This is a genomic window from Bacillus massilinigeriensis, from assembly GCF_900117315.1.
Taxonomy (GTDB): domain Bacteria; phylum Bacillota; class Bacilli; order Bacillales; family Cytobacillaceae; genus Bacillus_BE; species Bacillus_BE massilionigeriensis.
Window position 1 is genome coordinate 639,728 of sequence record NZ_LT630337.1, and the last position, 23,170, is coordinate 662,897.

At 36.1% G+C, this 23,170-nt stretch carries 21 protein-coding genes; 18 read left to right on the forward strand and 3 right to left on the reverse strand.

Translation table 11 applies throughout. The features are described 5' to 3' along the window. Positions 1-171 precede the first annotated feature (171 nt). The 9 genes from cdaA (at position 172) to BQ6100_RS03355 (ending at position 9,846) form a co-directional block, all read left to right on the forward strand. Positions 172-996 carry a diadenylate cyclase CdaA gene (gene cdaA, locus BQ6100_RS03315; RefSeq protein WP_075983415.1) on the forward strand — a complete coding sequence of 275 codons (825 nt, stop codon included), beginning with the start codon at positions 172-174 and terminating at the stop codon, positions 994-996. Beyond that, on the forward strand, positions 989-2,233 hold the full coding sequence (locus BQ6100_RS03320; protein ID WP_084780197.1) for a CdaR family protein: 1,245 nt from the start codon (positions 989-991) through the stop codon (positions 2,231-2,233). Before cdaA ends, BQ6100_RS03320 begins: the two co-directional genes overlap by 8 nt. 34 nt (positions 2,234-2,267) lie before the next feature. Next, a complete protein-coding gene (gene glmM, locus BQ6100_RS03325; RefSeq protein ID WP_075983417.1) occupies positions 2,268-3,617 on the forward strand; it encodes a phosphoglucosamine mutase in 1,350 nt (449 codons plus the stop codon). Between the two features lie 513 nt (positions 3,618-4,130). Then, positions 4,131-5,933 (forward strand): glutamine--fructose-6-phosphate transaminase (isomerizing), encoded by a 1,803-nt coding sequence (gene glmS, locus BQ6100_RS03330; protein ID WP_075980363.1) that lies wholly within the window; start codon positions 4,131-4,133, stop codon positions 5,931-5,933. Between the two features lie 1,244 nt (positions 5,934-7,177). Then, positions 7,178-7,669: an Lrp/AsnC family transcriptional regulator gene (locus BQ6100_RS03335; RefSeq protein ID WP_075980364.1), complete on the forward strand. Its 492-nt coding sequence runs from the start codon at positions 7,178-7,180 to the stop codon at positions 7,667-7,669. Beyond that, entirely contained in the window at positions 7,659-8,285 is a 627-nt protein-coding gene (locus BQ6100_RS03340; RefSeq protein ID WP_075980365.1) for a LysE family translocator, read from the forward strand. Before BQ6100_RS03335 ends, BQ6100_RS03340 begins: the two co-directional genes overlap by 11 nt. 454 nt (positions 8,286-8,739) lie before the next feature. Next, entirely contained in the window at positions 8,740-9,048 is a 309-nt protein-coding gene (locus tag BQ6100_RS21950; protein WP_390622397.1) for an MFS transporter, read from the forward strand. A 157-nt stretch (positions 9,049-9,205) separates the two neighbouring features. After that, complete coding sequence (locus BQ6100_RS03350) at positions 9,206-9,463, forward strand: hypothetical protein (RefSeq protein WP_075980366.1); 258 nt, start codon at positions 9,206-9,208, stop codon at positions 9,461-9,463. Next, the gene (locus BQ6100_RS03355; RefSeq protein WP_218921352.1) at positions 9,460-9,846 is read left to right on the forward strand and encodes a retropepsin-like aspartic protease; all 387 of its coding nucleotides are present in this window, start codon (positions 9,460-9,462) and stop codon (positions 9,844-9,846) included. Before BQ6100_RS03350 ends, BQ6100_RS03355 begins: the two co-directional genes overlap by 4 nt. A 743-nt stretch (positions 9,847-10,589) precedes the next feature. Here the strand turns inward: BQ6100_RS03355 and BQ6100_RS03360 are convergent. From BQ6100_RS03360 to BQ6100_RS03370, 3 genes are all read right to left on the reverse strand, one after another. Further along, positions 10,590-11,984 carry a M24 family metallopeptidase gene (locus BQ6100_RS03360; protein WP_075980367.1) on the reverse strand — a complete coding sequence of 465 codons (1,395 nt, stop codon included), beginning with the start codon at positions 11,982-11,984 and terminating at the stop codon, positions 10,590-10,592. A gap of 95 nt (positions 11,985-12,079) precedes the next feature. Then, entirely contained in the window at positions 12,080-13,108 is a 1,029-nt protein-coding gene (locus BQ6100_RS03365; RefSeq protein ID WP_075980368.1) for a FecCD family ABC transporter permease, read from the reverse strand. Next, the gene (locus tag BQ6100_RS03370; protein WP_075980369.1) at positions 13,108-14,142 is read right to left on the reverse strand and encodes a FecCD family ABC transporter permease; all 1,035 of its coding nucleotides are present in this window, start codon (positions 14,140-14,142) and stop codon (positions 13,108-13,110) included. The genes BQ6100_RS03365 and BQ6100_RS03370 overlap by 1 nt, the downstream gene beginning before the upstream one ends. A 138-nt stretch (positions 14,143-14,280) precedes the next feature. Between BQ6100_RS03370 and BQ6100_RS03375 the strand changes: the two genes are divergently transcribed. The 9 genes from BQ6100_RS03375 to BQ6100_RS03410 all read left to right on the forward strand — a co-directional run bounded on the left by BQ6100_RS03375 (position 14,281) and on the right by BQ6100_RS03410 (position 23,154). After that, positions 14,281-15,252 carry an ABC transporter substrate-binding protein gene (locus BQ6100_RS03375; RefSeq protein ID WP_075980370.1) on the forward strand — a complete coding sequence of 324 codons (972 nt, stop codon included), beginning with the start codon at positions 14,281-14,283 and terminating at the stop codon, positions 15,250-15,252. A gap of 49 nt (positions 15,253-15,301) precedes the next feature. Then, on the forward strand, positions 15,302-16,087 hold the full coding sequence (locus tag BQ6100_RS03380; protein ID WP_075980371.1) for an ABC transporter ATP-binding protein: 786 nt from the start codon (positions 15,302-15,304) through the stop codon (positions 16,085-16,087). Between the two features lie 16 nt (positions 16,088-16,103). Further along, a complete protein-coding gene (locus tag BQ6100_RS03385) occupies positions 16,104-17,816 on the forward strand; it encodes an ABC transporter ATP-binding protein (RefSeq protein WP_075980372.1) in 1,713 nt (570 codons plus the stop codon). Positions 17,817-18,057: 241 nt separating this feature from the next. After that, positions 18,058-18,975: a DUF7916 family protein gene (locus BQ6100_RS03390; RefSeq protein WP_075980373.1), complete on the forward strand. Its 918-nt coding sequence runs from the start codon at positions 18,058-18,060 to the stop codon at positions 18,973-18,975. A 156-nt stretch (positions 18,976-19,131) separates the two neighbouring features. Next, positions 19,132-19,320 (forward strand): hypothetical protein, encoded by a 189-nt coding sequence (locus BQ6100_RS21160; RefSeq protein WP_075980374.1) that lies wholly within the window; start codon positions 19,132-19,134, stop codon positions 19,318-19,320. Between the two features lie 768 nt (positions 19,321-20,088). After that, positions 20,089-21,570, forward strand: a complete 1,482-nt coding sequence (locus tag BQ6100_RS03400; RefSeq protein ID WP_075980375.1) for a C69 family dipeptidase — start codon at positions 20,089-20,091, stop codon at positions 21,568-21,570. A gap of 173 nt (positions 21,571-21,743) precedes the next feature. Beyond that, a complete protein-coding gene (locus tag BQ6100_RS03405; protein WP_075980376.1) occupies positions 21,744-22,457 on the forward strand; it encodes a hypothetical protein in 714 nt (237 codons plus the stop codon). 105 nt (positions 22,458-22,562) lie between these two features. After that, positions 22,563-22,727, forward strand: a complete 165-nt coding sequence (locus BQ6100_RS21165) for a hypothetical protein (RefSeq protein WP_159433123.1) — start codon at positions 22,563-22,565, stop codon at positions 22,725-22,727. A gap of 133 nt (positions 22,728-22,860) precedes the next feature. After that, positions 22,861-23,154 carry a spermine/spermidine synthase domain-containing protein gene (locus BQ6100_RS03410; protein ID WP_222705718.1) on the forward strand — a complete coding sequence of 98 codons (294 nt, stop codon included), beginning with the start codon at positions 22,861-22,863 and terminating at the stop codon, positions 23,152-23,154. Positions 23,155-23,170 lie beyond the last annotated feature (16 nt).

Below are 23,170 nucleotides of genomic sequence, written 5' to 3' on the forward strand. Positions count from 1 at the left end.
TATCATAGAGCTAGTAACAATTAATTTGTACATATTTTTTCCAAATGAACACTGAAATAATAGGTGTTCCTTTTTTTTATGATATAATATGTAAAGTTATGAACGCATTGTTTTGAAATGAAATAGCATAAGGCTGTGAAATATATTATTGGGGTGGATAAAATGTCGATCATGGGGTTTGAATTCGATATTTTAAAATATTTAACAAACATCATTGATGTTCTTGTTGTTTGGTATGTCATTTACAAATTAATAAACCTGATCAAAGGAACTAGAGCTGTCCAATTATTAAAGGGGATATTCGTTATCTTACTTGTAACATTTGTAAGTGATAAACTCCATCTTCAGACCCTGAATTATATTATGGGGCAGGTCCTTCTTTGGGGGGTTCTTGCAATTATCATCATCTTTCAGCCAGAGTTGCGTAGAGCTCTTGAACAGTTGGGTAGAGGAAAGTTCTTTTCTAGAAGCATGAATCAGGAGGATGAAGGTCAAGAAAAGTTGGTAGAATCCATTGTAAAGGCTACTGATTATATGGCCAAACGGCGAATCGGAGCGCTTATCTCAATTGAAAGAGAGACGGGAATGGGCGATTATATTGAAACAGGAATTCCTTTAGGTTCTAAGGTTTCTTCTGAGCTACTCATTAATATTTTTATTCCGAATACACCGTTACATGATGGTGCCGTTATCATTCAAAAAAATGCTATCGCCGCAGCTGCATGCTATTTGCCTTTATCTGAAAGTCCATTTATTTCGAAAGAACTGGGAACAAGGCATAGAGCGGCATTAGGAATTAGTGAAGTAACAGATAGTATTACGGTAATTGTTTCGGAGGAGACAGGTGCAATCTCCATAACAAAAAATGGAGAATTACATCGTGGATTAACATTGGACGCATTTAGAGGAATCCTTTCAAGTGAATTAATCATAGAAGAAAAAACGAAGCAACCTTCTTCAGCCCGTTGGAACTGGAGGGGAAAACGAAATGGATAAATATATAGATAAGCTCATTGAAAACAAATGGTTTATGAAAATCGTTGCCTTAGTTCTTGCTCTACTTTTATTCGATAATGTTTATGACCCGAATAAAAATGTTACTGATATAAATGTCCCGCAATTAGAGGATACAGAAATCGTTGAGAATGTTCCTGTGAAAAGTTACTATGATACAGAAAACCTAGTCGTAACAGGTGTACCAGATAAGGTCAAGGTAAAGATTAAGGGACCAAGGAACTTATTACAGCCTGCCATAAAACAAGGCTCATTTGAGGTTTATGTTGACTTAACAAAGGCAAAAATTGGGACAGATAAGGTAAAAATCAAAATTAAAAGGCTATCAGACAAGTTAGAGGCAAAAATTGAACCAGCCTATGCAACAGTAACCGTTCATGAGAGGGTAACAAAGGATTTTAGTGTAGAGCCCGAGATTAATGATTCTGTTGTTGCCAAAGGGTATATTGCAGATCAGCCTATTGTAAAGCCCGATAAAGTGAAGATTACTGGAGCAAAAGAAATTATAGAAAAGATTGCCTATGTTAAAGCAACGATTAGTAATTTGAGAGAGCCTCTTAAAGAAACAGCTTCAGAAAAGGCTCTAGTAACCGTGCTGGACCAAAATTTAAATAAATTAAATGTTAGTGTAGAGCCTGAGACAGTTGAAGTACAAATACCAATAAGTAGCTCAAGTAAAACGGTCCCAATTAATATAGTTAGACAAGGGACTTCACCTGAAGGGATAACGATTGAATCAATAAAGATTAGTAAAGAGAAAGCTAATATTATTGCTTCAGACGAGGTATTAAAAAAGACAAATAGTGTAAGAGTGGAAGTAGATATCAGTAAAATAAAAGACGATATGACCATCAATCTTCCAGTTATCATTTCGAATGATATAGTGGAGGTTGATCCTAAGACAGTTGAAGTAAACATTAAGGTTAGTAAAGAAGAAGATAAAACTCTTTCTAATATTCCTATTCAAGTAAGAGGATTATCTGCTGATAATGAGATAACTTATAGAGATCCATCTAATGGTTTAGTCAGCCTATTCGTATCTGGTCCTAGTCATATTATCAATTCAATTACTGCATCAAACTTTGACATCTATTTAGATATTTCTGATCTAGATGAAGGAAGCCATAATGTCACAATAAATGTAGCAGGTCCTAATGATGTAAATTGGAAATTAAATAAGAAGTCCGCGAAAATTACTATAACTCAAAAGGATGCATAAAACGCAATTATTCGTAGAAGGAGCGATTTTTGAAATGGGTAAATATTTCGGTACCGATGGAGTACGAGGAGTGGCGAATAGTGAATTAACGCCTGAATTAGCTTTTAAAATTGGGCGATTTGGAGGGTATATCTTAACGAAAGATAAAGAACATCCAAAGGTATTAATTGGTCGCGATACTCGGATATCCGGTCATATGCTCGAAGGTGCATTAGTAGCTGGATTATTATCCACCGGTGCAGAAGTGATGAGGCTCGGTGTTATTACTACACCAGGTGTGTCATATTTAACAAAGGTACTAGGTGCCCAAGCTGGGGTTATGATTTCCGCATCACATAATCCAGTTGCCGATAATGGAATTAAGTTCTTTGGTCCAGATGGATTCAAGCTTTCTGATGATCAGGAGGCAGAAATTGAGGCATTATTGGATTTAGACGAGGATAACCTTCCTAGACCTACTGGAGCCGAATTAGGCCAAGTAAATGACTATTTCGAAGGTGGTCAAAAATATCTTCAATTTCTAAAGCAAACTGTGGATGAAGACTTTTCAGGAATTCATATAGCCCTAGATTGTGCTCATGGAGCTACGTCATCATTGGCAAATTACTTGTTTGCTGATTTGGAAGCAGACTTATCAACAATGGGAGCTTCGCCAAATGGCTTAAATATTAATGATGGTGTAGGATCTACACATCCAGAAAGCTTGGCTGCTTTTGTCAAAGAAAAGGAAGCAGATGTTGGTTTGGCATTTGACGGAGATGGAGATCGTCTTATTGCTATTGATGAAAATGGCGATATCGTAGACGGGGACCAAATTATGTTCATTTGTTCAAAATATTTAAAAGAACAAGGAAGACTGAAGCATGGAACAGTTGTTTCAACTGTCATGAGCAACCTAGGCTTCTATAAAGCGCTAGTTTCAAATGGAATAAACAGCGTCAAAACAGCAGTAGGAGACCGCTATGTAGTAGAGGAAATGAGAAAGAATGGCTATAATCTTGGTGGAGAACAATCCGGTCATATTATTTTTCTAGACTACAACACTACTGGAGATGGTCTACTAACCGGGTTACAACTTGTTAATATCATGAAGATGACAAAGAAGCCATTATCCGAGTTAGCAAATGAAATGAAAAAATATCCTCAAAAACTTGTTAATATTCGTGTGACAGATAAATATCATGTAACAGATAATGAAAAAGTGAAGGAAATCATCCAACAAGTTGAGGCAGAAATGAATGGGAATGGACGGATACTCGTTCGTCCTTCTGGAACAGAGCCGCTTGTAAGGGTTATGGCAGAAGCATCTACTGAGGAGCTTTGTGCTTCTTTCGTTGATCGAATTGCTGCCGTTGTAGAGCAAGAAATGGGATTAACTGAATAATATCCAATTTAGTATGCATAAGGGAACATTTTTCTCCCTTATGCATATTTTATTGTAGTTTTCCTATTCAATCCTCCGACGATTGATCAATCTCCTTGTCACAATATGTTCCTAATTATCATGCGAAGTTCTAACACGATAGGGGTATTAGTTGACGATTCCTAATTTCTATTGTATGATAATCCTGTTTTTGTAAATAGTTGAAAAAGGAGGGAAGTAGTTTAACAGTTTCATCCACTTTAAAGCGCCTGGACTAATCACATGGACGAAAAAATGGTGATTAGTTGACGAGGAGGAGGTTTATCGAGATTTTCGGCGGATGCCTCCCGGTTGAAAAGCACAATCGTAAGTTCTTCCTTAAACCATCTGGGGTAACTCGGTGAACAAAGGGAAGAAAGTTGCTTTAAAAAAATAGTATACAAAGAATCTTATTTAAACAAATTAAGAACAGAGATAAGGGGGCAAGACTGCCCCTAAAAGGCTTCTTGCCCTCTTATAAGGAGGAAAAGAAGTATGTGTGGAATTGTGGGATACATTGGAAATAATGATGCAAAAGAAATCTTATTAAAAGGTTTAGAAAAACTAGAATATCGTGGATATGATTCAGCAGGAATTGCTGTGATGACTCGTGATCAAGTACAAATTTTTAAAGAAAAGGGTCGAATTGCTGATTTACGTGAGATTGTAGATGCTGACCTTCCTACAAACACGGGGATTGGGCACACACGTTGGGCTACCCATGGGGCTCCAAGTAGATTAAATGCACATCCTCATCAAAGTGCTTCTGGTCGTTTTACGCTTGTTCACAATGGGGTAATTGAGAACTATGACCTACTTAAGCGTGAGTATTTAGAAGAGGTATCTTTTAAGAGTGAAACAGATACTGAAGTTATTGTTCAGTTAGTTGAATTATTTGCAAATAATGGATTATCTGCAGAAGAAGCGTTCCGTAAGACGCTAAAGCTTTTAAAAGGTTCTTATGCACTTGCTCTTTTAGATTCAGAAAGCAGTGAAACGATTTATGTAGCAAAGAATAAAAGTCCACTTTTAGTTGGTCTTGGTGAAGATTTTAATGTTGTTGCTTCGGATGCAATGGCTATGCTTCAAGTAACAGATCAATATGTAGAGTTAATGGACAAGGAAATGGTTACTGTTACAAAAGATGGTGTTACTATTCAAAATCTGAATGGAGAAGTCATTTTGCGTAATCCATATACAGCAGAGCTTGATGCAAGTGATATTGAAAAAGGAACATATCCACACTACATGCTTAAGGAGATCGATGAGCAGCCTTTAGTATTACGCCGAATTATTCAAACATATCAAAATGATCAAGGTGAATTGACCATAGGCAAGGATATTATTGATGCGGTAAAGGCGGCAGATCGACTCTATATTATCGCGGCAGGTACCTCTTATCATGCTGGTTTAGTTGGTAAGCAGTTTATAGAAAGGCTTGCGAAGATTCCAGTTGAAGTTCATATTTCTAGTGAATTCGGATATAATATGCCATTGCTATCTGAAAAACCGCTATTTATCTTTATTTCACAAAGCGGGGAAACAGCAGATAGCCGAGCAGTTTTAGTGAAGATTAAAGAGCTGGGATATAAGGCTTTAACGATTACAAATGTTCCTGGATCTACTCTTTCTCGTGAGGCGGATTATACACTTCTTCTTCATGCAGGTCCAGAAATTGCAGTAGCGTCAACAAAGGCATATACAGCACAAATGGCCGTTCTTTCCATCCTTGCACAAGTGGTTGCTGAAAACCGTGGATTATCCTCTCACTTCGATCTAGTTAAGGAATTAGGAATTGTAGCTAATTCTATGGAGGTTTTATGTGATTCGAAGGAAGAAGTGGAGAAGATTGCTCGTGAATATTTAGCAACAACAAGAAATGCCTTCTTTATTGGACGTGGAATTGATTTCTATGTAGGCCTTGAAGGGGCATTGAAATTAAAAGAGATTTCCTATATTCAAGCTGAAGGTTTTGCAGGTGGAGAATTAAAACATGGTACGATTGCCTTGATAGAGGACGGAACACCAGTTATCGCATTAGCTACTCAAGAGCATGTAAATTTAAGTATTCGTGGAAATGTAAAAGAAGTTGTTGCACGTGGAGCAAATCCGTGTATAATTTCTAGAAAAGGTTTAGATACAGCAGAAGATCGCTTCGTGCTTCCAGAAGTTCACGAGCTATTAACACCTCTTATCTCTGTAATACCATTGCAATTACTTGCTTATTACGCAGCCTTACACCGAGATTGTGACGTGGATAAGCCGAGAAATTTGGCTAAGTCTGTAACGGTTGAGTAAGGTGCTGCATTAAAAATTGTTGATGTTATCGGAAAAATCAACTGTTCCGTAGCAAAACAATATGTATTCTCAGCAAAATGAGTTGTTCCCTAAAACGAGAGAAAATCGGAGGATTGCCTCCAGTTTTCCTCGTTTTTTTGTGTCCAAAAGCGGAGAAAAAGCCAGAAAAAAGCATGAGAAAGGCATGAATAAAAGAAGGAGGAAACGTCTGATAAAGCCCGATAAATCAACGATTTCACGAAAAAAGGCATGAGAAAAAACAGGAAAAAAATCCCCTCATTCCTAATCCCTTCACCCTGATTTTTACGGAACAACTTATTTTCCTAAAAAAACAGGATTCTGACAAAAAGTAGGAGAAGAAGGGAGGGAAGAACTATTTTTGACAACTACATTTATCCTTACTTTTGGACAAAGATTTTTCTGTCTGCGACCATGAAAATTCGGTACAATTTTGAGCAATAGTGGGGAAAAAGCGGTCCAAACTATTTCTATTCCAAAAGATGGGAGAAGGCGTGAGAGCAATCATGACATGGGTTTGAATAGAAATAGAAAGGGAAAGGCAGGAGGAGGAAAATGGACAAATACTTTTATATGTGAACATCACTTTCATTCATAATTTAATCCGAATCCCATCGTTCTTTATTTCCCCAATCCTTTGCCCTATAAGGGTTCAGCCCATCTTCAGTTCTTTTTCATTTGGTTTCCCCACGCTATTGAATAGGTATCCTTTCCAGTGAATTTCTTTACCTTTTAGATCCAATGGGCCCTCCATTTGTCATTCAGTTTCTTTCCACTCTGGAAGGTAATTTTTTATCAAAATGAGTTCAAAATTGGTACAATTTCGGGTGAAAATCGGCAAAATGGCGGGAACGTAATTATTCTATAACAGAAAACCGAAAGAGGTGTAAAAGGGGCGTGAGAACGTTAATTTTATATGGGGACAAAAGCAACAAGAAACACGAGTATATCCAACTAGCAAAGTATCACCTCCAATTTCTTACTAATTGTCTTGTAACTCATTGAACAAAGGAATAATGAGATTTTGATTTTAAGACAATATTTGAGACTAATAATATAGTATTCTTCTCGGATCAAATGAGAAATAAAACCAGTCTCAAGAACCTCCATTTCTGAGGATGGTTTTAATTTATATAATATTTTTAGTTAATAAGGAAAATGCCACTTGTTTCTTTGATAAACAAGTAATAAAATGATTAAAAGTTTATAAAGAAAGGTTGATTCGTTTGGATTCTTATGATTATAAAATTTTGCAATCAATAATGAATAATGGTAGAGTAACTTGGGCTGAATTGGCATCTCACATTGGATTATCTTCACCAGCAGTTGCTGATCGTGTCAATCGTTTGATTAGTAATGGAGTAATTAAAGAGATTGGAGCCAAGATAGATGGGGAATATGTGGGAACAGAGTGTACAGCTTTTGTATCAGTCTCATTAGAAAAGCCAAAATATAGAGAAGAATTCTTACACCTTATTACTAATTTGGAGGAGGTACAAGAATGCCATCATATTGCGGGGGATGATGATTATTTATTGAAAATTCGTTGTCGTAATACCAAGGATTTAGACAGGGTAATTAGCTACGAGATTAAAAATCTGCAGGGAGTACTTCGAACAAAAACAACAATAGTGATGGATACAACAAAAGAAACATTTAAAATTCCTTTGCAAAAGGATAAGTTTTTTATTGATGAGGTAGGAGAAAATGATAAGTGAATTCTTACTCAAAGGTCTTATCATTGGTTTTAGTATTGCGGCTCCTGTTGGACCTATTGGAATTTTATGTATTCGTAGAACGCTTGAAAATGGGAGACATGTTGGATTTATGTCAGGTTTAGGTGCTGCGACAGCAGATGGTTTATATGGTTTAATTGCGTGTCTAAGCTTAACAGTGATAACTAATTATTTGATTAATCAACAACTGTGGTTTCAACTCATTGGCGGATTTTTTTTAGGTTATTTGGGTGTTAAAACGTATAAATCAAAACCCTCAAATACAACTACTAAAAGTAAAAATGAACAAATCATTAAGGCATATATATCTACTTTTTTTTTAACAATAACTAACCCCGTAACAATTTTGTCCTTTATTGCTCTCTTTTCAGGGGTTGGAATAGCTAATTCAGATATTGACTTAATGGCAAAATTAATATTTGTATTAGGAGTTTTTTTAGGTTCAATACTATGGTGGCTATTTCTTAGTATTGTTGTTAGCTTATTAAAGAAACAAATAAATGAATACTTATTAATAATTATAAACAAAACATCTGGCTTAATTTTACTATTATTTAGCCTATGGTCTTTATATGATGTACTAATTACTACTTATTAATTGGAAATAAAATCAACCATATTTTTATGGAGGGTTATAAAATTGACATTAAAAAAGGAGAGTAATTTTTACTCCAGGATAAAAATAAAGAAAATAAGTAGAGAACCTATGTCAACGATTACACAATTGCCGAAATCTTACATAATTTTTGTATTTGGTTTACTTATTTCAAGAATCGGTGATTCCCTATATACCTTTCTCTTCCTTGGATTGCATATAAGTTTACTGGTTCAGCAGTAATTATGAGTTCACTTTTTGCCATAAGTGTGTTACCAATTGTTTTATTTGGTCCTATAGTAGGAGTAATAGTAGATCGTTGGGATAGACGAAAATTAATGTGTATTTCGGACCTATTATGTGTTTTCTTTGTAAAAACAATTCCTATTATCCATATTTTAGGGTTACTCCAACTTAGGCATTTATACGTTGTTTCTTTTTTTTAGCAGTACTATCCATGCTATTTGATGTAGCGACTATTACAGTAATTCCACAGATTGCAGGCCAATCGTTAACCAGGGCCAATTCCGCTTATCAGATGGTTCTTCAGATTGCTAGTTTGGTAGGTCCATCCTTAGCAGGTATTATCATCGCTATTATAGGAGGGTTTAATGCATTTTGGATAGATGTTCTCTCTTATTTAGCTACTTTAATTGCTTTATTAATGTTACCGAAATTTGGAAAAACTAAATCTGTAGATGGATTGGGGAATATATTCCATAAAATGGGAGGAGAAATGAAGGAAGGTTTTAAATGGTTTTTATAGTAAATACTTTTGAAGTCTACTTTATGTTAATTTTAAACAATTCGAAATGCATTATTAAAACTGAAACTACAAAGTAAGAATGTACACCTAAAGGCTAAACTATAAAAAAATGAATGCACATGATAATATAAAATTAAAGTAAGTTGGAGGTGATTGAATGAAATGGGAGGAAGTATGCCAAGCGTTTCCTGATCAATGGGTGTTGATTGAGGCTCTCCAAGCTTATACGAATGATGAAAGTGAACGTATACTGGAAGAAGTTGCTCCTTTGAAAAGATTTTCTAAATCTCCAGAAGCAATGCGAGCTTATCAAGAACTTCATCGTGAAAATCCTTCCCGAGAGCTATATGTACTTCACACCAGCCGAACAAAGCCTAATATCTTTGAGAAAAAGTGGGTAGGTGTGAGACGGTGAAGAAGTTATTAATAGATGAGGGATTATTACTAACAGAAATGGAAGTAACATATAAAGGAAAAACATTATTATTAAAACGGGTTCTAGTAGACACTGGATCTGGCAGCACAATAATAAAAACTGATTTAGCTGAAATAATTGGTATTGTTGCTGAAGAAAACGATATGATTTATCGTATCAGCGGTGTTGGAGGATCAGAGTTTGTGTTTTCTAAAACGATTAATTCTATAAAAATCGGTGAGAAAAAAGCGGGTAACTTTACAGTGGAAATTGGTGCGATGGACTATGGATTTGATTTAGACGGTATTATCGGATTGGATTTACTACAGCAAATGAAAGCAATTATTAACATTGACAAGCTTATTATAGAGTATGGTAGATAGAAGCAATTATGGCGAAGTTTCCATAGTTGCTTTTTATTTTATGTCATCATTCCTATTCCGCAATCGGGCGCTATTCTTGAAGATTACATTAGAGAAAATGATCAACCTTTTTTATAAAAATTGTACAATACTTCACAAAGAAAGAATCTGTTCTAATCTACCTTTTTTTCAAAACGGGTACTTTAAAGTAACTTAAAATGTGGGTTTTTGGGAAATTTTTGATTAACCTTTTTTTTAAGCTACATGATGTTATCGGAACATCCAAATGTTATATAGCAAAATGTGTACTTCCTTGAGTTGAATGATTTGTTCCCTTAAACGAGTGAAAATTGGAGTTTTTCATCCTGTTTTCCTCATTTTTGTTTTCATCAAAGTGGAGGAAATGGTAGGGAAACGGACATATTAGCCTAGAAGGAAAGCTTGGGAAAGGCCTGATATAACCCGATCAACTATTTCGGAGGTAGAAAAGATTAAAAAAGGGCAGGAGAGAAGGCATGACCAACTCTTTCATCCTGACCTCTTAAATTCCCGTTTTTTAAGGAACAACTTATTTTTCTAAATATCAGGATTTTGATAAAAATGGTGTAATCAGACTGATTAGTAATCCAAAAGACTTTCATAGGTAATCATAAATCAGGTAAAAATAAAACCCGTTGTATCAATTAACCTCAAAGACATGTCGTCAAGGTATTAAATGAATTATTAATGAATGTATAAACCTCATACAGGGAAATTACAATTTCTTATTTACAGGTTAATGCCGTACCTTTTGATAGAAAATAGGGTCTTAAATAACCGACAGTGTTTGATAGAGGGAGTACCTCTTTCGGTAGATTGATATTTAATTGTTCTTTTATGTAACTTCTTCTTTTTTGAATTCTACTCCATAATTGTGGGTATTCATCCCTAAGGTTATCTCTTAGTTCTTCATCTGCAAGTGCAATGCATTCTTCTGCACTAACACCAGTATAGCCTTCGATGGAGGGAATAATATCAATTTGTAGGATCATTCCACTTTTAAGTTCTTCCTTTGAATTTGGGTAGATCGGTGAAGACATCCACTCTTCATCGGAGACAAGATGTCCTGGGTTTAGATGCCAATGGTACTTTTCTTTCGGGTAAATCCCTTCTATTAATTCGTAGAAGGTGCCACCGGACATCCCAATTTTAATGTTCTCTAACCAATAGACAACGGTCTGATAATAAGGAATGGCCACTTTATCTAAATAGTCCTTTTGTGAAGAAGGGAGCTGTTCTTGGTTTTCAACTATAAACCCAGTTCTACTAGACAGACCACCTTTATAACCTGTTGTTAATGAAATAGGGTCTCCTAATTTGGTTTGTTTATTTGTTGGATAAAGGTTTGCATATTCAAAACGCTTGCCTGTAGCCGCAATGGTTACAACATTATTTGTTTGCCCCTCTGCATTAAGAAGATTCCCTAAAAAAGATTCTTTAACATTAATATCAATAGCATTCATCGCTTTTAGCATGCAGGATGAAGCAAGGTTTGCTCCATATTCATAATGAGCAATTTCATTAGCATTATTTGTTGTCCTAACCCCAATGTCTCCACTAATAAATAAGTAGGCCGCATTGACAATCTTTGCATGTTCATCCTTTACATTTTTCAAAGCCTCGACAATAAAATGAGGAATTTCAAATAAAGTATCGTTATTTTGCACTTTTGAAGTAAACATCTTCCATCCAATAAGACCTATCTTTTTATTCGTTGAGAAATTAATTTGCTCCAATAGATCTTCTAATGGATAATCATTGTCCATCGGTTGATTAGGCAAAGAAAAAAGTGGACAATGGTAAACAGTACCTCTTGTGCGGGCATGCTTGGCCATTTTTAAATTTTCATTCCCCAAAATATAAGAACAATCTCCATTGTTCTTCATTACAAAAAGAGCTTCTTCAAATCTTGGGATAAAACCCGTCAAGTATTCAAAATTACCTCCATGTTCTTTATCAGCATATATCACCAATACATCATATTCTTCTTTAATCATTAATTGGAGAAGTTTTTCCTTTCTCTCGTTGATTGTCTCATCAGTTAAGTAAACAGGAGAAACATTTTCATAAATTTCAGGCTGTTCTATTTGCATACATTTTACTGGCTTCTTCATTTTCATATACATATTCTCCTAAGTATTTAATTAGTGGAAGCATGGGGAAGCATGGGGACGGTTCTCTGCTTCCGAAGCAGAGAACCGTCCCCATGCTTCCCTTAGCCTCGTGTTTTTAATAGTAAATATATAAAATATGGTGCACCGATAATGGATAATACGATCCCTACAGGTAATTCTGCTGGTGCAATAACGATACGGCTGATGGTATCGGAGATTAATATTAACAAAGCCCCAATTAATGCGCTAAGAGGAATGACGCGGAAATGAGAGCTGCCTACTAATTTTTTAGCAATATGTGGTGCGATTAGCCCAAGGAATGTAATACCACCACCAACTGCGACGCAGGCACCTGCTAGAAGAACGGCCAGGACTAATAGTTTTTTGCGTTCCTGGGTTATGTTAATTCCTACTCCAATAGCGGTTATTTCATTCAAGGATAAAATATCAAGCACACGGGCTTTATAAAAAACAACTGGAATGAATATCACAATCCAAGGAAGTAATGTTAATACGAATGTCCATGTACTTCCCCAAATGGATCCAGATAACCAAACGAGTGTACGAGTAAAATCGGTAGGATTCATGCGTAGTTGAAAAATGGTTATTCCAGCACTAAAGGCTGCATTTATACCAATGCCAACTAATAACATGCGCGTCGGTGTCAGTTTTCCCTTTTTATAGGCTAATAAATAAATAGTAACCGCAGCGAGTAGAGCACCGATTAAAGCGATAAAGGGCATCAAAAAGACGGATGTCCACGAATTTAAAAATACAAGACCTTGAATAAAGTATGTATACACAACAATGGCAAACCCGGCACCAGTATTGATCCCTAAAATACCAGGGTCCGCTAATGGGTTACTGGAAATACTTTGTAATATTACGCCAGACACAGCAATACCGATCCCAACAAGTATCGCCATGCATATACGTGGCAACCGGAAGCTAAAAATGGTTAGAGCATTATCGGGAGACCCGCTTCCCAGCAGTGTTTGAATGAAACTCCAAAAGGAAATATCAATTAGCCCTGTGTTCACACTAATGAATGTTGCTATAAAAAGTAATACAAGACATACCGTTATATATATATAAAAACGCTGTGAATTTTTTCTTAATGAATTTTGCATTATAAACCTCTTCCTTCTTTACGAGCTAAGTATAAGAAAAAGGGAACGCCAATAATCGCAGTGATTGCACCGACTGGCGTTTCAAATGGACTAGTAATGATTCGACCAATAATATCCGCAAATAGTAATAATCCTCCACCTATAATAGCAGAAACGGGAATAATCCAGCGATAGTCAACTCCAACAATAGCACGTGTAATATGTGGCACAATCAGCCCTACAAAACCAATAATACCTGCAATGGACACCGCTGCACCTGTTAATAAAAGGACTACAATCGTACAAAGCACACGGATGAGGGTTGTGCGCTGCCCTAGCCCTTTAGCAACCTCTTCCCCTAAGCTCATAACAGAGATTGATTTTGATAAGGCCATTGCCAATAATAAACCCACGATTACAAAAGGAACGGCCACTTTTACATGTATTGGCTGAATAGAAGAGAGCCCACCTGCATACCAATAACTTAAATCTTTCGCAATATCGAATTTTAATCCAATGGCTGTTGATAGTGAGCTAAGAAGGGCAGTAATGGCTGAGCCGGCTAATGCAAGCTTAACGGGTGTGATGCCGCCTTTTCCAATCGCCGTTAATGCAAACACTAGAGCAGCACCTGCACCTGCACCGATAAATGAAAAGAGGACAAGCAAAGAAAAATTGGGTGTTTGAAACATTGCATAGGCAATGGATAGCATAAATGCTGCTCCTGAGGTAACACCTAATATTGAAGGAGAAGCAAGTGCATTACGAGTAACACCCTGCATGATTGCCCCTGAAACAGCTAGGGCACTACCAACTAGTAGTCCAGCAACTGAACGAGGAATACGTAATTCGTGCAGGATAACATGTTCATTATTTGTTTCATCATAATAGAGTAGACCATTCCATATATCCTTATATGTTAAATCGCTGGCACCAAATCGAATCGATATCACAATAGCCATACCCAAAAAGAATAAAAATAAGAGAACCATAACAATACTAAATGACGTTCGATGACCTTCGGCAAAATAAGCTAACCTTTTTTTCTTATTCATGTAAAAGCTCCTGAAAATTGTATTGACATAAAAAATATTTTATTTTATCTTTTAATTGAGAAAGATTTTCATTATCAAATAATAAAAGTATTATACCATATACAAATAAAATCGTACAATTAGGAGGATTATATACTGATGAATTCAAAAACAAAAAAATGGGGATTTGCATGTGTGACCGTATTAGCATTAATGCTTACTGGATGTAGTAATGAAGATAACGATTCTACATCAAAGGACAATACAAAAACAGAACAAACTAGCGACCAAACCCGTACAGTAACAGATGCGTTAGGGAATAAAGTAGAAATTCCTGTACAACCTAAACGTGTCATTGCTTCTTACTTGGAGGATAACCTAGTTGCGCTTGGGATCACACCTGTCGCACAATGGAGTGTGAATGATGGTGCTAGCATTCAAGATTACTTGCAGGACTCATTAAAGGATGTTCCGACAATTTCATATGACTTACCACTTGAAGCAGTACAAAGCTTTAAACCTGATTTAATTATTATGGACTCAGCCTCAATGGTCGAAGGCGATAAGTATGCACAGTATAGTAAAATTGCCCCTACATATGTTATTGGGAAAGAAGTAAATAATGACTGGCGTGATGAGCTACAACGAGTTGGCGAAGTATTTGATGAGAAAGACAAAGCTCAACAAGTATTAAACGACTATGATGCGAAAGTAAAAGAAGCTAAGCAACAAATTAAAGATAAAGCTGGAGATACTTCAGCTGCTGCAGTTTGGGTAACAGGCGGTAAATTCTTTATCGTTTCCCAAAACCTTTCAAGTGGAGATGTTATGTACAACGACTTAGGATTAAAAGTACCTTCTGTTGTTAAAGAAATCTCGGCAAAAGCAACAAGCAACTGGAATGAAATTTCACTTGAAAAATTAGTGACACTAGACGCTGATCACTTGTTTCTAATAGACAGTGGTGATGATGCAAGTGAAAAGGCATTAAGCAAAAAACTTTGGGATACAATTCCAGCAGTAAAGGCAGGCAATGTACACAAATTACCGGCAGATTCCAGCTGGTTATATACAGGGGCGATTGCTAATACACAAATCGTTGATGATATTGTCGATGTTTTAGTAAAATAAATGAAATGGCCACTCTTCGTGGCTTTTTTCTTTATAGAAGGAGTTTATTATGAAAAACGATATTTCCGTAAAGCACGTGGAAGTAGGATACGAACACGCAAAAATCATTCAAGATGTATCATTAGAGTTTCAAGAAGGAGAAATTACCACGATTATCGGACCAAATGGTTGTGGAAAGTCTACGCTTTTAAAAGCCATGACGCGCATAATTCCATATGCAAAAGGTGCCATTTATTTAGATGGAGAGGCTATTGCAAAATACAAAACAAAAGAGCTAGCAAAACGACTTGCCATTTTACCACAAATAGCTGAAAGTCCAGCTGGATTAACAGTTGGTGAACTTGTTTCTTATGGTCGTTATCCACATCAATCAGGTTTTGCCAAACTAACGAATGAGGATTATGAAATTATTGACTGGGCTCTAGAAGTGACCAATACGCTTGATTATAAATATCGAGAGGTTGATACCCTTTCAGGTGGCCAACGTCAGCGAGTATGGATTGCTATGGCTTTAGCTCAAAAAACTGATATTATTTTTCTAGATGAACCAACAACATATTTAGATATGGCTCATCAACTGGAAGTATTAAAGCTTCTGCAAAAGCTAAATGAAGATCAAGGTAGAACCGTTATTATGGTTTTACATGATTTAAATCATGCGGCACGCTTCTCCCATCGCTTAATTGCGCTCAGAGATGGTAAGCTTATTATGCAAGGATCGGTGGATGAAATTATGAAAAAAGAGATACTTGCTAAAGTTTTTAACATTGATGCCGAAATAATAATGGACCCAAAAATAAACAAGCCTGTATGTTTATCGTACGATTTACTATAGGAGTGAAAGGATCTAAATGCTAAAACAATTTTTCTCATACTACAAACCACATCAAAGATTATTTTATATCGATTTCTTCAGTGCTATAGTTGTAGCTATTTTAGAGCTAGCATTCCCTGTAGCGGTACAATGGTTTATCGATAGTCTGCTACCCACAGGGGAATGGGGAGAAATCACAAAAGTTGGCTTCCTGTTATTTCTTGTTTATTTACTAAGCACCGTATTAAATTATATCGTTAATTATTTAGGGCATAAGCTTGGGATTAATATTGAAACGGATATGCGCCAAAAGCTATTTAATCATATGCAAAAGCAATCATTTCGCTTCTTTGATAATGTGAAAACGGGGAATATTATGAGCCGTATTACAAACGACTTATTCGATATTGGGGAATTTGCTCACCATGGACCAGAGGATTTCTTTATTGCTATTATGACATTTATTGGCGCATTTCTATTGATGTTTAATATTAATAGTCAGCTAGCAATTGTTGTCTTGATAATGGTACCAATATTAATTATTGTAATTTCCTTAAGCAACAAGTTAATGAAAAAAGGTTGGGCCACAATGTACAGCAAAATTGCCGATGTTAATGGCCGTGTGGAGGACAGCATATCGGGGATTCGTGTCGTCAAATCGTTTACGAACGAAGCGTATGAAATGGAGCGATTTAAAAAGCAAAACAGTATTTTCAAGGATGCGAAATTATTTGCTTATCGGGTGATGGCTGCTACTCATTCTGGCATTTACTTTTTAACGCGCCTCTTAACGTTAATCGTTTTAATTGTTGGGGCATGGTTTAGCTTTAATGGAACGTTAACCTATGGTGAACTCGTAAGTTTCGTATTATTTACAAATGTTTTGATTAAACCAATTGATAAAATTAGCGCTTTATTAGAAATGTATCCAAGGGGAATGGCAGGATTTAAACGTTTCCAGGATATGTTGAATAAGGATCCAGATGTGAAGGATAAACCAGAATCAATCGCTGTTAAGCAATTGTCAGGGGATATAACATTCCATGAAGTTGACTTTAGCTATGATGGCATACATCCTATCTTAGAAAATATTAATTTAAAGATTCAAGCGGGGCAAACAGTTGCCCTTGTTGGACCTTCAGGAGCAGGTAAAACAACGCTTTGCTCGCTCATTCCGCGCTTTTATGATGTGACAGGTGGCAGTATTACCATTGATGGTCTCGATATTCGAAATATGACACAGCGTTCATTGCGTGAAAATATTGGCATTGTGCAACAAGATGTATTCTTATTTACTGGGACAATACGCGAAAATATTGCTTACGGTAAATTGGACGCTTCAATGGAGGAGATCGTGGAGGCTGCACGTAAAGCACACTTACTCGATTTAATTGAAGGCTTGCCACAAGGGTTTGAAACCGAAATTGGAGAACGTGGTGTGAAATTATCGGGCGGTCAAAAACAACGCCTGGCGATAGCGCGTATGTTCCTTAAAAATCCACCAATCCTAATCCTAGATGAGGCAACCTCCGCACTCGATACGGAAACAGAAAAAATCATTCAACAATCACTAGAAGAACTTTCTGAAAACCGCACAACGATTGTGATCGCTCATCGTCTTGCAACCATTCGAAATGCTGACCAGGTGTATGTTGTAACGAAAAATGGCATTGAAGAAAGTGGCAAGTATGATAAGTTGGTTGAAAAGGGCGGAATTTTAGCAAAGTTACATCAAAATCAAATGATTTGAATCCAGTCATAAAGCAAAAGAGTTATTTTACATCTAACAAAATAATATGAACGTGAATAAGTAATACCTTATAAGTGGGCCCCTTTGGATTTCATAATCTAAAGGGGTTTTTATTGTATAAGGATATAGGAATGGTTTATTTATTCCTAATTTTAGGACAAGTTGCTATAAATTTGATTTCTATAATGGTATTATTAGGAAATGGCAGATCTATTTTTACAATAAAGGAGCAGGATATTACATGAAAAGATTTCTTAATTGTACAGCTTCAGATTTCAAAAAAATGAATGGTTCTGAATTAAAAATAGCGATTGAGGCTTCAGAAGGAAGAACAATGATGGCTGAGATTATTTGTACGGCTACTCCGTTATATCCCGGATTGACCAATGCAGAATATGTTTCGGCCTTTGGTGCAGATATGGTGTTGCTTAATTTTTTTGATGTGAACCACCCTTACATAGAAGGACTAGAGGATGCTAGTCCTAATGATTTAATTGATAGATTAAAAGATTTAATTGGTAGACCTGTAGGTATTAATCTTGAACCGGTTGATGAAAATGCAGAGCAAGCAGAAACGTTAGCAGCTTTGCCAAAAGGGAGAATGGCTAGTGCTGCATCACTGAAGAAGGCAAAAGAATTAGGAGTAGATTTTGTTTGTTTAACAGGAAATCCGAAAACGGGTGTAACAAATAAAGAGATTATCGCCTCTATTAAAATAGCAAAGGAAATCTTAGGCGATGATGTAATGATTATAGCGGGAAAAATGCATGGTGCAGGTGTTAAAGGGGAAGCCGGTGGAAATATTGTTTCGGAAGAGATTGTAAAGGATTTTGTAGAGGCCGGTACGGATGTTATTTTACTTCCTGGAGTGGGAACCGTTCCGGGGGTTACGATTGAAATGGCTGCAAAGCTAACAGCAACTGCTCAAAGCCTGGGAGCCCTTGTAATGTCAACAATTGGTACGAGCCAAGAGGGAGCGGATGAGGCAACGATAAGGCAAATTGCCCTTCAGAATAAGATGGCTGGTGTTGATATCCATCATATTGGGGATGCAGGGGTTTACGGAATGGCGATTCCTGAAAATATATTAGCCTACTCAATCGCTATTCGTGGAAGACGTCATACCTATTCACGAATGGCAGCTTCTATTTTGAGATAAAACAAGGGTGACAGGCGAGCATGCCTGTCACCCTTGTCACATATGAATAAAAAAAGTCATTTATCATTTGCAGGATATAACAAAAAAAGTATCAAATTGACTATTAATTTGGATATGGAAATATTAAAAATTTTCTAATTAGAGGGGAGTAAGTAAATGGTCTTACGAGGAAAAACCAACTATTTAAGTAAGGATACTTTAGTATTTTTCGTAAATGGGGATTATTCAGCGACACAAAGGTTTGTTTCCTCGTTAATACTAGCCCTAAATGCTGTTAGTCTTGGGGGAGTTGAATCATTAGTTGTTCATACAACTAGACAACCAACAGTTTTTACACACTTTTAACTGGTACTAATCTCTTTTTTCCATACTTGGATTTTATCTATACTTTTGTTTGGATTCCTGGATTAATAATGGCACTGTTTGGTTATTATTTCATAGTTGGAGCTTCGTTTCTCTTTGTTTTACCCTTGGCTTTAATAACTAATTACACTATGTATCATTTTCAGCGAAAGGTTTTCCAATCCTTAGGCCTAAAAATCAGAAAAAATCTTTCAGGGTTCTTTGCTTATGTTTTGACATATCAATTATTAATGTCACCTATTTCCGTTTGGGGATATACCCAGGAATTGTTAAATCTGAAGAGAGTATGGAAGTGAAGCACGGGGACGGTTCTTTTGCTTCGGAAGCAAAAGAACCGTCCCCATGCGTCCAAAATAGGGGGGTTATGAGAGATGGTGGAGGAAGTTGGGGTTTGTTGTAAATGTGGAAAAAAGGTGTATTGTTTGGATGGGTTTTTGAATGGAAGGATTGATCCGCAGGAAGGCCTGCAATGTTTTGATTGTTCCGATTCGAAATCGGATAGTAATGCAAGCGAGGCTTAATAGTATTTTAATATAATATTATGAAATAATATTAAGCTATAAAGATATGGGGGCGGTTCTGCTGCTTAAAAAGCAGTGAACCGCCTTCTTATATGCTTCCGTGCTTTCCTCTAATAAAGGAAAATTTAGCATAAATATTCATATATGAACAATATATGAAAACCCTTCCAATATTAATCTACTATGTTAGAATAGCGTTGAATTCAGAAAAGCTAGAGGAGGAAGGCAAATGAAGTTACATCGTTTTAAGAAGGCATTTGTAGCAGGAGCCATTACTACCTTGATAGTAGGAGGATTTGCCTTTCCTGCAAGCGCTTGTACATCGGTTTTTGCAGGAAAAAAAGCAACTGCAGATGGTTCAGTCCTAGTAGCACGTAATGAGGACGTATCTAGTGCATGGTCGAAATATGTAAAGGTATTCCCTCGTAAAATACATAAAACAGGGGAAAAAATTAAATTTGTCAATGGATTAACTGTAGCTCAACCAAAGGTATCCTATAAATATATGGCAGTACCAGACTGGGATCCTTCAGAGGGGCTATTTGAAGAAGTAGGAATTAATGAATATGGAGTAACTGTTTCAGCTACAAATAGTGCTGATGCAAATGAAAAAGCAGAAAGCTCCGATCCATTTGTGGAAAAAGGTGTTACCGAAGCTGTTATTCCAACATTAATATTACCACGTGTTAAAACTGCCCGTGAAGGTGCCAGATTACTAGGTAGCTACATTGAAAAGTATGGTTCTGCTGAAGGAAATGGACTAGCCATCGCAGATAAAAACGAAATTTGGTATTTTGAGGTTGGGACTGGACATCAATGGGTAGCAGAAAGAGTACCCGATGATGCTTACTTAATTGTTGCAAATGGATTAAGAATTGATAATGTAAATCTTTCTGACACGAAAAATTTCATGGGTTCTGTAACATTAGTTTCACATGCGATTGCTAATGGCTTACTACAAGCCGATGACAAAGACTATAAACAAAGCTTCGATTTCGCAGGAGCATACGGTGATTTAGGTCAAAAATACAATACACGCAGAGAATGGTGGGGACAAAGGACATTTACTCCATCAGTTAGCCAAGATGCTGACTTAACACGTTACCCATTATTTATGATTCCAGATAAAAAAATCACTCCAAAACAAGTGATGAAATTCTTAGGCTCTCATTATGAGGGAACTCCATATGATCCTTCAACAGATACAGGTAAAGATGAACGTGCTGTCGGAGTAGATCGTACAGTGGAATCACATGTTATTCAATTAAGGGCTAATATGCCTGCTGATATCGCCAATGTAATGTGGCTCAGTCTAGCAAACCCTGAATATAGTGTATATTTACCATTCTATCAAGGAATATATGAAACACCAACTGCTTATAGACTTGGCAATGATCAATATAGCGATCAATCAGCTTACTGGGCTTTCCGTGCACCAGCTGCTTTAGCTGCAACAAATCCAGATAGTCTTGGAGTAGGAACGAAAAACTATTGGGAAAAATACCAGGATCAGTTATTTGCAAAACAAAGTTCAGTTGAGAAAAAGGCTACAGAGCTTTACAAGACTAACAAACAAAAAGGAATTAATTATATAAATAAATACAGTAATGACACAGCAAAAGATGGTTTTACAAAAGCAAAACAATTAAGAGATGATATCATTACAAAAATAGCAAGTAAATCAAAAGGTGTCTTTAATCCGGACCTATAATCTTAATAAAATGAAGGAAATTCGGGGCAGCTCAGTAGATTAATTAGCGAGGAGACTGCCCCTTTTTCTTTATAAATAAAAGTCAGAATATTTCTACTTATTACATCAGAGAATATAGTACCTTCATAATCAGTAAAGGATTAGTGGTTCTATTTTTGGAAGGGGTGGTGTATATGAGAAAGAGAAAGGAAAATTTAACTGCAGAACAGAAGAGATTAGACACTGATCTATGGATTATTGTATTAGCCACTTCATTGGTTCTAGGAATTTATTTCGTTTTTCAAAACCAAATTTACACCGTAAGCAAGAACACTAATATTCATCTTCTATTAAGAATATTGATACTTGCATTTTTCCAATTTGGTCTTGCAGGTTTAGGGATTTCCATTGTATTAATGAATAGAAAAGAAAGCTTTCAATCTCATGGACTAAGATTAAAAGGTGCATTGCCATCCATTGTCTTAAGTGTATTGTGCTTTATTCCGTATATTCTTTTTTTGATTGTAACCAAGCAGGCAACAGATTATTTACCCTTTCAGGCAGTGTGGTTGACAGAAGAATTGCTTTTAAGCCACTTTCCTGTAAACATGGCTGGAATGTTGATTGTTGCAACAGCTTGGGGAATCTTTGAGGGTTTTAACTATGTAGTTATTAGCGATAAACTTAATCAGCGCTATCCTTCTAAAAATAAATGGCTCAATTGGGGAGCGATAACTTGTACGATAATGTGTCTTTTCATTCATGGCATAATTGGTGTCACTCCAGAGGGCTTTATAGAAATGATTACCGTGATTATTATCATATACGGCATGCTGATGGTTAAAGAGCTCACAGGAAATGCATGGGGTTGCATATTTATTTTCATATTTTTATGGAATGCATTTTAATCCTGAATTTATTTACCTTTTAATAAACCGATAAGAGTGTGGGGTTGAAATGGTTAGGGGGATTAGTGAGGCCTGGTCAATTAATAATTAAGGAGGGATATTTTTATGTTCGCAATTCTATTTTTTGTAGTTTCTGTTGTAATGATCTTTATGATAGTCATTAATAGACAGAATAAAAAGACGGTCTTAATATTATCATCTTTATTGGTTCTACTTCTAATTGGTGAACTAAGATTTATCATGGATATGGTACATAATTTTGCTCCTTAACTTTCTCCAACTCCTTATTAAGTAGAACTGCTAAAATCGAAACTGGTGGGTGCGGAGAGTCAATCAATTATTTTTTTATACATGTGAAAAAATATCATATTATGATTATATATATCAGAATCTATTAAGAATGATGTTTGAAAGCATTTCTGTTGTTGAAATTAATGAAGATGTAATTAATCTATTTAATAAATATGTATTGCCTCAATTTAAGAATGCCGGAAAGATTAAGGTGATCAAATCTGATGCTTTGGAATATGCGAAAAAACATATCCCAGAGGGCAATTTTGATCATGTGTTTACAGATCTATGGCATGATGTTTCTGAAGGAATCGACCTGTATTTAAAAATGAAAAAGTATGAGAGTAGTAGTCCCAACACGATATTTTCGTATTGGATTGAAAAGTCAATTTTGTGCTATTTATAATAATCGGGACATGGGC